Source organism: bacterium (genome assembly GCA_039961635.1).
Lineage (GTDB): Bacteria > 4484-113 > 4484-113 > JAGGVC01 > JAGGVC01 > JABRWB01.
On the sequence record JABRWB010000063.1, the window covers coordinates 14,347 to 27,412 of the forward strand.

At 55.0% G+C, this 13,066-nt stretch carries 8 protein-coding genes; 6 read left to right on the top strand and 2 right to left on the bottom strand.

Annotated features, from left to right (window positions below):
* From HRF49_09915 to HRF49_09940, 6 genes are all read left to right on the top strand, one after another.
* Complete coding sequence (locus HRF49_09915) at nt 1-678, top strand: hypothetical protein (protein MEP0814965.1); 678 nt, start codon at nt 1-3, stop codon at nt 676-678.
* A 2-nt stretch (nt 679-680) separates the two neighbouring features.
* Nucleotides 681-2,219: an acetyl-CoA carboxylase biotin carboxylase subunit gene (gene accC, locus HRF49_09920; GenBank protein ID MEP0814966.1), complete on the top strand. Its 1,539-nt coding sequence runs from the start codon at nt 681-683 to the stop codon at nt 2,217-2,219.
* Between the two features lie 147 nt (nt 2,220-2,366).
* Nucleotides 2,367-2,750, top strand: coding sequence for an acetyl-CoA carboxylase biotin carboxyl carrier protein subunit (locus HRF49_09925; GenBank protein MEP0814967.1), 384 nt, complete (start codon nt 2,367-2,369; stop codon nt 2,748-2,750).
* Nucleotides 2,751-3,437: 687 nt separating this feature from the next.
* Nucleotides 3,438-5,570, top strand: a complete 2,133-nt coding sequence (locus HRF49_09930) for a PKD domain-containing protein (GenBank protein MEP0814968.1) — start codon at nt 3,438-3,440, stop codon at nt 5,568-5,570.
* 114 nt (nt 5,571-5,684) lie between these two features.
* On the top strand, nt 5,685-8,357 hold the full coding sequence (locus HRF49_09935) for a hypothetical protein (GenBank protein MEP0814969.1): 2,673 nt from the start codon (nt 5,685-5,687) through the stop codon (nt 8,355-8,357).
* On the top strand, nt 8,350-9,330 hold the full coding sequence (locus HRF49_09940; GenBank protein MEP0814970.1) for a ketopantoate reductase family protein: 981 nt from the start codon (nt 8,350-8,352) through the stop codon (nt 9,328-9,330). Before HRF49_09935 ends, HRF49_09940 begins: the two co-directional genes overlap by 8 nt.
* 6 nt (nt 9,331-9,336) lie before the next feature.
* On the opposite strand, the gene HRF49_09945 is transcribed toward HRF49_09940, so the two are convergent.
* Both HRF49_09945 and ade read right to left on the bottom strand, forming a co-directional pair.
* Nucleotides 9,337-11,286 (bottom strand): hypothetical protein, encoded by a 1,950-nt coding sequence (locus tag HRF49_09945; GenBank protein MEP0814971.1) that lies wholly within the window; start codon nt 11,284-11,286, stop codon nt 9,337-9,339.
* A 107-nt stretch (nt 11,287-11,393) separates the two neighbouring features.
* Nucleotides 11,394-13,016 carry an adenine deaminase gene (ade, locus tag HRF49_09950; GenBank protein MEP0814972.1) on the bottom strand — a complete coding sequence of 541 codons (1,623 nt, stop codon included), beginning with the start codon at nt 13,014-13,016 and terminating at the stop codon, nt 11,394-11,396.
* Nucleotides 13,017-13,066: the final 50 nt, after the last annotated feature.

The following is a 13,066-nucleotide window of genomic DNA, read 5'->3' on the forward strand; positions in this document are numbered from 1 at the left end:
ATGAAGAACGAAGCGATTTTGACCAAGGACGACTTTGCGTTGCTTTCGGGCAGCAGGCTCGGTGCAAACACGGTTTACCAGCGCCTACTCGTCCTTAGAGCGGCGATCAACGCCAAGCTCAAGAAAAAGGAAGTCGAATTTTCAGCGGTCGTTGCGTTCCCCTCCATTTCCCAGAACAAAGATGTAAGACGCGCCGGCTGGCTCGGATATCTTCCTCCCGCAGACAGACTCATTGATGCAAACACCAATCCGCTCGTTTTCCAGCCAAGCGTGAGCGTGCTACTAATGGGCGAGGGAAACTGGCGCGGCGAGGAGCCGGGATTGCAGGTTGTACTTGAATTCGGAGACGACCGCAAATGCCACCCTGCGCGCAACCAATTCAGGAAATTCATCAACGCCTCCGATTTCCTCTCCTTGAGGTTCTTGGGCCACGATATGGCGCTAAGGCTCAGGGGATTTGCGGATACAACTACTGTTCTTGATTCAGCGTCCGCGCTTGATTCCTTTAGAAACGGAGGCGCGCGGCGATACGATGTGGAAAGGCATTATATTGTGCTCGGCAGATTTTACTCAATCGACGAAGCGGCAAGCCTTGGAGCGCATGCCGTCGAAGAGATTTCCGAGCGAATCCGCCGTTTGATGATGCTTTTAATTAATTTTGGCTCAAGTTTGGTTTAGCGATGTCTAACAAGAAAATCAAGAGGATTTTAATCGCCAACCGCGGCGAGATAGCGCTGCGCGTGATCCGGACGTGCCGGGAGATGGGCATCGAAAGCGTGAGCATTTACAGCTCCGCCGACCGGAACGCGCTGCATATAGTGCATTCGAACCATTCGGTGCACATCCCGGGACGCCTTCCCGCGGAAACCTATTTGAACATAAACCGGATTGTCGGTATCGCCAAGGATACGGGCTGCGACGCCGTGCATCCCGGCTACGGATTCCTCGCTGAAAACGCGGAATTCGCAAAGGCCTGCGCGGCGGCGGGAATCAAGTTCATCGGCCCTTCTCCGGACGCGATCGAAAAAATGGGCAACAAAATTGTGGCAAAGGAAATTATGTCCATCCGTGAGATACCTGTAATTCCAGGTTCAGCCGGAGCAATATCCGATCCCGCCGGTGCGATGGACATCGCCAAATTAATCGGCTTCCCCCTGATTCTGAAGGCCGCGGCGGGCGGCGGCGGGCGAGGAATGCGCGTGGTGCGCAATTTCGAAGAGTTCGACCGCGCTTTCCGCGCCTGCCAGAGCGAAGCAATGGGCGCATTCGGCTCGGACGAAGTATTTATCGAAAAGCTGATCGAGAATCCGAAGCACATCGAGTTTCAGGTAATGGGGGACGAGCATGGAAACGTAATCCACTTCGGAGAACGCGACTGCAGCGTGCAGCGCCGCCATCAGAAGCTGATAGAAGAAGCGCCGAGTCCGGCGCTTACTCCGAAGCTTCGCGAAGAAATGGGCAGAGTGGCCTGCGAAGCCGCCAGGGCGGCAAACTACAGCAACGCGGGAACCGTGGAGTTCCTTCTTGACGGTACCGGCAAGTTTTACTTCATGGAGATGAACACGCGGCTGCAAGTCGAACACCCCGTAACGGAGGAAATCACCGGTACTGACTTGGTGCGAGAGCAAATCCTGGTTGCATCCGGCGAAAAGCTGACCTACAGGCAGGACGATATCGAAATCCGGGGGCACAGTTTCGAAGCACGGATCAACGCTGAAGACCCTTATCGCCAGTTTCTCCCCGCGATGGGCAAAATCAGGCGATATATTCCACCGCTCGGCCGCGGTGTGCGGCTGGACGCGGGAACGTACGAGGGCTACACGATTCCCATGGAGTACGACTCCATGGTGGCAAAGCTCATTGCCACAGGCTCAAGCAGGGCGCACGCGATTGAACGGATGAAGAGGGCGCTCGGTGAATTCATTATCACGGGCATCAAAACCACGATCCCGTTCCACCAGTTTGTATTCAGCCACCCCGAATTCGTGGAAGGAAGGCACAACACGGCATTCGTGGAGAAGCATTTTGCAGGAGATGGAATTTCCGGAGGGCTCCCCTCGAATTCGGACGATTCACTGAAAAAAGACGCAGCCATAGCCGCGGCATTGGACTTTTACCTGGCAAGGCAAAGAGTGGAAGTGGTGCAAGGTAAAGATTCAGGAACCGACTACTGGGAACTGGCAAGCAGACTTAAATTTTCCGATTACCGAGGAGTCTAGATTATGAAGATTGTCAGCAAAATAGGCGACGCCGCGTTCAACTTGGAGCTTGAGCCGGTTCCCGGAACGGAAAGCGCATTTCTGGTGGCGCACGAAGGGAAGGCGCACAAGATCGAAATAATCGAGCTTAAATTAGATAGCGTCACTATGGCGATAGACAACCGCGTTTGCTTTTTCGAAGTTTATCGCGAGAAAGGCGAAATCAAGGAAATCGCGGGCGCGGCAAGGATCTTCCCTGTTACCGTAAAAACTCCGCAGCAGGATGAACTCGAAAGAGTGCTTGCATCTTACGCGTCGTCCGAAGCCCACTGCATCAAAAACACGATCAACTCGCCGATGCCCGGCAAGATTCTGGAAATTTTGATTGAGCCCGGGCAAAAGGTCGAGATGGGCCAAGTCGTGGCAATCCTGGAAGCGATGAAAATGGAAAACGAAATTTCTTCGAACATCGAGGGAACCGTACGGGCAATCAAGGTTAGTAAGGGAGAAAGCGTGGCCATCGATCAGGTGCTTTTCGAATTCGACGTTTAGCCCTCCTTGATATCGCCTTCAATCATCAATCGCATCAGCATTGAAAATGAAATTTGGTATAATGAACCCGTCTCCGGCACGTATGCCGGAATCGGTTTTGAGGAGAAATGGAATGAGACTTGTTTGGGCGCTCGCTTTCATCATTTGCGTTTTCTTTTCGGTCGGCTTTGCTGGCTGCGCCGATTCAATCTCGGATACCCGTCCCCAGCCTGCCCATGATTCCGGCGACATAGGCGTGAACTAGCGGGCTGGAATCCCCAACTTTTCCATGTCACGTTCCGCTAAGCGCACAAGGCGGCGCGTCCGGATTTTGGCCGCCTTTATACGCGCGAGCCGCGCAATCAAATCAGCGTGCTACAATTTTCACAAACTGACGGGCGTGCCTTGTGAAGATTGCGCAATCTACTTTTTATGACTGCCTGGTCAGGCGGCCATAACCGGAATTCCGGAAATGAAATGCCGTTTATATAGTATTTAAGCGCCTTCCGCCCGCAGGCTTAATTGCGCTTCACCAGTGTCAATCTGGAAGCATTAGCTCGATTGCCCCAAAACGATTCGAAGACTTAAAGCCTTTCGATAAATTATTCCTCCAAAACTCATTTGAAATGTTGACACAGCCATATTTAGTGAATAACATTACAAGTATCTCAAAGGCGGGCGTTAGACCTGCCAGACGAGGAGGCTAAGATGAAGCTAAGGTTTTTGGTTTTAATCTTGGTTTTGGTTCTTGCGGAGGCGCTTTTCGGCTGCCGCGGTTCCATTTCCGGGCAGAGGGCGTACCCGCCTTTTGGCAATGACGATATCGTCGTCCCCCCCCCGCCGGTAACGGACACGACTCCGCCTGTTATTAGCCCAGCCGGAATAGTCCCCAGCGTTACCGATCCAGTGACGGGCCAGTCCGTCACTTTCAGCGTGACCGCGACGGACGACAGCGGCGGGGCACTCGTTTATGCGTGGGACGACGGTGGCGCCGGAGGAACATTCACCGGTTCCGGCTCAAGCGTGAGCTGGACAATAGATACCGCCGGAACATACACGATAACCGTCACGGTCACCGACGCGGCCGGTAACGTTTCAACAGCCACTTTCGACATAACCGTGGAAGAAGGAACGCCACCCCCGCCGCCGCCCGAAAACCAGGATCCCGTTTTCGAGTCGGATATGACCAAAGATGTATCCGCGCCGGTCGCCACCCAGCGCATCAGATTCATATCGGAACCTGCCACCGATCCGGACGGAGACACTATTGTCTACACCTGGTCGGCCAGCGGAGCGGGAACGTTTACCGACGAGGCGGAAGGCGAAGAAGGTCTTGAAGCCTATTGGGCCGCTGATGCCCCCGGCAATTATACGGTCACTTTGACCGCCGACGACGGCAAAGGCGGAACCGCAACGCAGGAAGTGACTTTCGACGTTGCCGAGCTTCCCACCGAATTCACGGTTGTCGGATATGAAACCTGCGGTCTCTGCCACACCAGCCTTGTGACGGAATGGCAAACGACAGCTCATTCGATGGCGTTTGAAACCAACATCAATCCGAATCCGCACGGCTTTCGCAATGAAGCCTGTTACAACTGTCATGCCGCCGGCCAGTTTCCCGCAGGCGACGGCGGATTCATCGACCAGGAGCTTACCCCGCAGTTCGCCAACATTCAATGCGAGTCCTGCCACGGCCCAGGAAATCCTCCGGGCATGGGCGCCGGACACAAACCCATTCCCTGGGATCCCGGTATGGGCTACCAGCGTGACGCGGAAGGCAATTACGTGATGGACGGCGAAACATACCTGTACGATGAAGCGTACGATGGCTCGCAAGGATACGGCTGCGGCCTTTGCCACGAAGGTGCCCGCCACGGCGCATTCGAAGAGTGGGCCAAGTCCGTCCATGCAACGTTTGCACTTACAGAAGACGATGGCGGCACTCCAGTAGTCGGCCCAGCGGGAGAGGCAAATTGCGTTAGTTGCCACAACGGCGAATGGTATGTGAGAATCCAAATCGACGGTGAGGATCCCCCTGCGGAAGACTTCCTCCCCGAAGATGCAAACGAAAGCTGGCATATCACTTGCGCCACTTGTCACGATCCCCACAATAATCAATATGAAGCTCAGCTTCGCGTTGATTCAGAAGCGGATATTACGCTTCCGTTTGACGACACGGTAGTCAACGGCGGAAGGGGAAACATCTGCTTGACATGCCACAACGGACGCCGCACACGCGCAAACATGGAGGCCACAATAACGGCGACAGGCTCGTCTGCAAGAGGAATCCACGGCAACGCGCAGGGCGCAATGCTTTATGGCATTTCCGGATTCCAATTTGACGGATACACTTACGAAACCGAGCATCCGCATCAGACTTGGAACGACAACTCGTGCGTGACCTGCCACATGTTCCGGGAGCCTTATCAGGATTCCGCGAATCCGGCGAAATGGGGCCACGAATTCGAGCCCAGAATGGAAACCTGCCTCGAGTGCCATGTCGGTGATGAAGCCAGTATGGAAACGTACCTTGACGATTTCCAGGCGGAAATCCAAGCGCTGGTCACCCAGTTCGAAACCAAATGGCCCGCCGCTTGGAAGACCGTCGATCCTGATACCGGCGCTGTCAGCATCACAAACAGAGACACCGACCCGCCGACCGGTGTCGGTCCTCCCAGGGACGATCCCGATTACGGCAACATTTACAGGCAGTGCTGGTGGAACTACTACTACGTAACGCACGACCTCTCGATGGGAGCGCACAATCCCGCTTACGCAAGGGATCTTATGGAAAGCTCGCTTGAACAGCTTGCTATCCTGAATGCGATGCCTGCACCGTAGTACGGGATAAATCCGAGTCATTTGCTATCGCAAAAAGGCCGCGGGAAACCGCGGCTTTTTTTTATTGCTCGAATCCAAACGCGCATTGCCGCGTTTGCGTTGTAAAATCTTGCGATGGCGGAGCCAATTTCAATCCGCATTGCTTCCGGCCCCACCGAGCGGTTTCTCGCACTCGGCGCGGGCGGCTGGATGGAAACGGACGAACGCTTTTGCCGATACAGGCTCGAATGGAAGGCAAAGGGGGCAAGAAAGCACTCCGGAACCGAAGAAATTCTCGAACTTGCGCCGATTTGCGCTCTCCGGTTTCCGGAATGGCCCGGAATTGAAAGCGCAAGACCGGAGGAAGTGCTTGAAAAGCTGGCGAAAAAAGCGATTCCGAGGAACCGCGCGGACGCGCTTGCGTTTCTGTTCAAGGAAATTTGGAACTGGCTGCTCGAAACGGACGGCGATTTGCATAAGTGGGCAATAGGAATTACAGAGCGGCACGGAATCGACAGCCTGGCTCTCTTGAGTTTGGCGGGACAGCACAGATTCGACGCATTATCCGGTATAGTTCCGAAAGGATACGTCCCGCTTCCACCGAAGAGGCGGGAAAACGATGTTGAACGATTTCCGGCGGACGTCAAGCCCGACGCCATAATTTCCACGGCGTTCAAGCGCGCGGACAGGCTTGAGCGCGCGATGAACGATTTTGAGTATCGCGAAGAACAGGCGGAATTGGCGCGCCATGTATGGAAATCTCTATCGTGCAATTCCCACCTGATAATCGAGGCGGGGACCGGCATCGGCAAATCGCTTGCTTATTTGATTCCCGCGGTCCTTTACGCGGACTGCAACCGTACCGGTGTGGTCGTCAGTACGAACACGATCAACCTGCAGGAACAGCTTCTGGAAAAGGACATACAAGTCGCTCGCAAGGCGCTGCCGGAAATTCCGTTTTCGGTGGCGTTGCTCAAAGGACGCAGTCATTACTTCTGCAGACTGCGCGCGCGCGAAGCGCTGTTCGGCCGCGGCGACCCCGCCGCGCGCGTCGCGGAAATCGCGGCCTTCGGCGGGCCGGACGCATGGGAATACGTGGTGCGCCTCGGATTCTGGCAAGCCGCGACGGAAGATGGCGATATGGATCGCGTCGGGGCGCCTCCCGGACTGCCGCGCGACATGCAAGCACGTATTCAGTCTCTTGTCGATTGCGGAACGCGGAGCTGCCTTCGCAACAAATGCCAGTACCGTGAAGGATGCTGGTTTTACGCCGCGCGCGACCGTGCGGAGAAGTGCCACATCCTGGTGATGAACCACGCCCTGCTATTCCGGCTGCTGTCGGCGGAATCATCCGATACCGACACGGTATTATCCAAATACAGCAGGTTCGTGCTGGACGAGGCGCACAATATAGAAGACGCGTTGACCGACCAGTACACGGGAGAGGTTTCCGGGCTGGCGATGATGGAGCTTTCAAACCGGATTCTGCGGTTTATGGACGATCCTCTGCTGAATGCCGCGCTCGGACAATCCTGGGGATTCGACAAACTGCACGACGCGAAGGAAGAAGTGCGATCGGCGCTTTCGAAATGGATGGATGCAAAGCGCGAGATTGACGGATGGGCGGCAAAGGTTCTCGCGCGCGCTAACGCAGTGGACATTTCTCTTTCGACACCTGATCCTGCGGACGCGAAACACGCCGCGGAGCTGAACATGATCCTCCAAAAAACCGCTGCATCCTTCGCGCGCGTCCGTGACGCTTTCGAGCGGTTGAGGTCTCCCGTAATGAGCGACGAGTCGGATGCGCGCGTGGAGGACGACGCGTTTCAGTCCGAAGCGATGCTGGTCATGTCCGAGGTTATGGATATGGAAAACGTTCTCGGCGGATTGACCGCGCCCGGCGGGGAAACAATCCGCTGGGCAAAGATGCAGCTAACGCGCGAGGGCGTCGGCTTCCGGTGCTACGTCTGCCCGCTCGAAGTTGGCGGAATATTCCGCGAATTCGTTGAAAGCCGCTCCAGCGTGATTTTGACCAGCGCGACGCTGACGGTCGCGCGCGGTTTCGATTTCATGAAATCCAGGCTTGGGCTCGATTCGCTGCCCGAGGAAATGCTGCCTTGCGTGAGGCTTGAAACGCCGTTCGATATCGCCGAGCAGGCGCGCCTCTGCATCCCCACGGACTTGATCGAACCCGATTTCGGCAATATGCAGCCATACATAGAACGAACCGCGGCGATAGTCTGCGAAATCGCGCAGGGCATGCGCGGCGGAACGCTGGTATTGTTCAACAGCAACGCCGATATGACGCGCGTTTATGAAATCGCCGCGGGGCAAATGGGCAACGGACTCAAGGTTCTTTGCCAGGGAGTGGACGGCTCCCGTACTGAAATCGGCAACAGACTGAAGAAAAACGACGGTGTGGTTTTGTTTGGCACCAAGAGCTTCTGGGAAGGATTCGACATCCCCGGCGAAGCGTTGCGATGCGTGGTGCTGACCCGTTTGCCGTTTGCGAATTTCAAGGAGCCGGTGCGGGCCGCGCGCGCGGCGGCGATCCGCGAACGCGGCGGAAGCGAATTCATGGAGTACGCCGTGCCGCAGGCCGCAATGCGATTGGCGCAGGGATTCGGCAGACTCATCCGCACGAAGACCGACCGCGGCTGCATATTCGTACTGGACACGCGCATTGTGAAAAAGCGTTACGGACAATATTTTTTGAAGAGCCTGCCCGATCATATCGCGCTTACCGGCAAAGCCGAAGAAGTCGTGCCAGCCGCGGTCGAATGGTACTGGGAGGGAGCGCGTGGCTGAACGCACCGTGCTGTTGATCGGCGCCGGCCCGGTTGGAAGGCTTGTCGCGTTGGACTTCGCCGCGCGGGCTAATCCCGAAATCAGGATTTGCTGGCTGATTCGCGACCGGAAACCAAGAAACGAGCTCGCGACAAATGGATTGAGAGCTGTCGCCGCCGGAGATTCAAACTATGGTGAGCGACTCATCCGTCCCGCCGACGTCGGAATCGAGATAGATTCTCCCGAAACTGCGTGGAGCAAAGACCCTGGAATTGAACCGGATGCGGTTATTACGTGCGTCAAGGCATTCGCACTTGGTGAGCTTGCGAGCCGCGTTTCCAGTCGCTGGCCCAGCGCGCCCCTGTTGGCGATTTCCAACGGACTGATAGAAACCGACAGGCATTGTCTTGGAGTGCTTTACGGCGGCGGGAGAATACAGGATGGTGTTTTAATTTACACGCCATCCCCGAAGCTGAATATCGGCGTTCCGTACCCAATGATTGCGCATCATTCGATTTTGGACATTTGGCGCGATTTGTTTGGCAAAGCCGGAGTCATTGATATTCACCTGTCTGAATCCAACCACCGGGCGATGCTTGAAAAAGTTCTCGTAAATTCAGTTATCAATCCGCTCACCGCCCTCTTCGCCTCGCCAAACGAAATTATATTGACCGAAAAGCTGTCAAATCTCGTTTCTGGTTTGGTTGCCGAAATCTGCGCGACATTTAATGCAAGCTATGAAGGCTACGATTTCAAACCGGAAATCGAGGTTTCAAGAGTGCGCGAAATCGCGTCGACCACCGCTCTTAATTTCAGCTCTATGCTGGAAGACGTCCGCTCCGGAAGGCGGACTGAAATCGCTTGGCTGAACGGAAAAATAGCGGAGCTCGCGGACGCGGCCGGAATTCCCGCTCCGATAAACAAGCTTGTGTGCGACCTCGTGCCGATGGCCGCATACGCTGCGGCGGCTCAAGCTCACTCCATCGGCGTCTGACGGGGCCTATCCTTCCTCTTCGAAAACTATCGCCGGATGCGATTCCGTTTCCACGGTAACCGAAAGGGAAAGCGCTTCAAACGAGAATGTTGCATCGTCACTGCTGGACAATTGGCCGTCCGCACCGTAGAATTCGCTGTGAATATTGTAATCGTAATAAGCCTTAAGCGACAGAAGGTAAAATCCCGCTCCGCAGGACACGAGGTTATCCTCCGTCAAATGCAGTGTGAATTTTCCGCTTTGCGACTCGACCCTCTCGTTTACGAACATGTCGCTTGTGTTTTTGTTTATCACCCAGCGAATCGGCGAAAGAGTTTTGACATCCACGCTCTCACCGTATGGCGTCGAACTTGTCATCGGCCCCGACACATCCAGCGAAATTTCCAAATCCAACGGCAACGCTCCCGATATTCTTGCGTCTACGCAGTGACCGAGCGTTTCGTCAACGGTGTCCGATTTGATTTCCAGACCCGGCGCCGAAATCGAGCCGCTGCACATGAATCCATCAGGGATCGCGAAGCTGTTGGGATGGAACGCGGATAGTTGGTAGGTTGCTTCGTCCGCGCTTTCAATTTTTATCGGATTGCTCTTGAAAATCCTTCCGCCAGCCTCGACCTGCACGAATAACTCGTCCCCCGGGAGGGGAGCGACTTCAATCGTCTCGATTTCGCCTTTGATGATGTTCCCGCCCATTATCGTGGTTTCCTTTCCATCCCGCCGCGCAACAAGAAGGCAGGGGCCGCTGTATTTGATTTCGTGCTTCCAGGCGCGGTCGGCGGACACCTCGTGCTTAATCTGCCCTGTAATCAAGTAGGTCCCTTGCTTCCCCATTTCCTCTTCGCTTTTAATGTTTATGAAAATTGTCGGGAAGAATTGCTCTATCGCTTCGGCGCCGCCGCGCACCGCGATTGGGATAAGCACGCTTGCATACGCATCCGCAAATTCCGGAACGACATGCCACTCCGGCCTTTCCTCGTAGCCGATCGCGCCGTTGTCGTCGGTTACCGCATGTGTTTCCATCACAAGCTTTACCATCGGCACTGCGCCGATTCCGGCGAAATCCTTTTCGTACCACTGGTTTTCCTTGTTCCACCGGAAGTCGCTGAATTGGGGTCTGTCATAAAACGGCTCGCCGTTCCGCGGCATAATGGTCGGCGCACCCTGGCTGTAAATGGTTTCGTCGGAGTAAAAATTGGAGTTGGTAAAATACGCGATGTTGTGGATTAGATTTTCAATCTTAAGTCCGCTGATTTGAACCAGGGATTCCACCGAGCCGTTGCGCGCGTGATTGCGAACAATCGCGTCGTCTACGGAGTTTTCCATCGGGTCATAAAAGCCGTGCGCGTCGTTTCGAACGTGGCAGGGCTGGGTCATATCGGCGATGCAGTGCATCGTTTCGCCGAGGCAACGGAATGCCTTGGCTGTGTTTTCCTCGCGTTCCTCTTCGGGCCCCTCGAAAGCGAGCGCGTAATATTCCAGCCCTTTATCCCATGAAAACAGGTTGTCCGGATGGTGAAGCGCCCAGGTCAGGGCGTCTATTTGCGGATTGACGATGTACCTGTCGGGCACGCCGTCGGTAAGATAGATTTCGGGATTGGCTTTCGGATCGTAGAAATGGCAAAGAGCCATCCAAATCTCAGGCTCGTCCGCGGAGTAACCTGCGCTCGCAAGCCAATCCTCGAAGCTCTTTCTGGATTTGCCGGTTCCGGTAGTCCAAGACAAGTAGCCGGGGTTTGAAGTCAGCACTTCCGGCCCTTCCCATTGCCCGCCTGTATCCACTAGCGATGTGGCCCCGTTAGAATTTACATAATGCGCTCCCTGCCCGTATATTTCAACCCACAAACTGAACGCCTGGCGGTTGATTTCGGGATGTGCAAGGACATTGCCCCATGCGAGCGCTTTTATGGGAGATGACAAAAGCACCAAAAACGCAAGAAGAATGCTAATCGAACGCATCCAGGAAACCTCCACCTGAAGCATAAAGGCCGATTTTAGCCCTGGCTGCCGTGCGATCGTATGGCAAACGAGGCTTGTTTAAGACGTATCAATCGGCAAAAAGCCGGTTATACGAACAGCGGCGCGAAATCAAATTTATCGCCGTCGAAAAGACCCTTGTCGGAAAGCTTCAGCGAAGGAATCACAAGGAGCGCCATAAACGAAAGCGTCATGAACGGCGAAGCTAGCCTCAAACCCAGCGACTTCGCCTTCTTTTCAAGATTGTCGTATTCGCGCGCGACAGTTCCTCCGTCCGCATTCGTCATCAATCCCGCGACCGGCAGGGACAATATATCCACGGATGATTCGGTTACGACCGTCATTCCGCCCTGATAGCGGATAACTTCATTCACCGCGCGTGCGAGCGATACATCGTCGGCTCCGACGGCGATGATGTTGTGCGAATCGTGAGCGACGCTCGACGCCATCGCGCCCTTTTTCAGTCCGAATCCCCGGACAAACGCAACTGCCGGAGGAGCGTCGTTGTACCTGTTTACAACCGTCAGCTTCAATATGTCGCGCGAAGTATCTGGAACCGCAAATCCAGCTTCCGCCTTAACTTGTTCAACCGCCCTGCCCGTCACTATCTGGCCGTCAACAGCCTCGATTATCTGAATACTGGCGCCGCCCGCCCTGACCTGGAAATTTTCCGGGATTTTTTTCGTGCACTTAAAACGGTTGACCGCGTCACATGACATAGTTGGCGCATTCGTATTTCCGTCCACCGCAACAAGCTCGCCTGCGATATATGTTTCGCGGACTTTCAACTTACTCAAATCGTCCACGATCACAAAATCCGCGCTGTCACCGATGCGAAGCCGGCCGACGGGCAGACCGTAATGTTCGATTGGATTGATGCACGCGCACTTCAACACCTTTCTCCAGTTAATTCCTGCCCCGACGGCGCGCATTACAAGTTCGTTTATATGCCCTTTGATTAACTCATTCGGATGTTTGTCGTCACTTCCGAACATCACGCTGTCCGGATGGCTGTCGACAAGCGGAAGCAATTCGTCGAAATTGCGCGCGGCGGAACCTTCGCGGATTATTATTTTCATGCCGAGCTCGATTTTTTCCTTCGCTTCTTCGATTTCGAAACACTCGTGATCGGTCGAAATTCCTGCAGAAATATACTTTTTCAGCGCATCGCCGCGCAATCCCGGCGCGTGGCCGTCAATCGGCTTTCCCAGTTTTTTCGCTGCGGCGATTTTGGCGAGGCAATCCGGATCGCCGCTGATCACGCCCGGAAAATTCATCATTTCGGAAAGATAAAGTATGTCGTCCTGCTGCAGAAGCCTCTGCACGTCAGGCACTCCAAGCTTCGCGCCGGAAGTCTCGAATGCGGTTGCGGGCACGCAGCTTGGCGCGCCGAAGAAAAACTTGAAAGGGACGTTTTTGCCGTTCTCAATCATGAATCGCACGCCGGTGTCCCCCAGCACGTTCGCGATTTCATGAGGATCGCTGACGCTCGCGACCGTGCCGTGACGCACGGCCTGGCGCGCGAATTCGCTAGGCACAAGCATCGAGCTTTCGACGTGCACGTGGGCATCTATGAAGCCGGGGATGACAAAACGCTCGTAATCGCGTTTCGGCTCATCGCGGATGTTGATTATCCGCCCGTCCTTGAACTCGATCGTTCCGGGAAAATAAGTCCCGTCCGCGACCTTGACGATGTTCCCCGATACCTTCATTGCGGCTCCTGCGGACGATTGCTTCCGCGGTTCAATTATAGCGCGCCGGG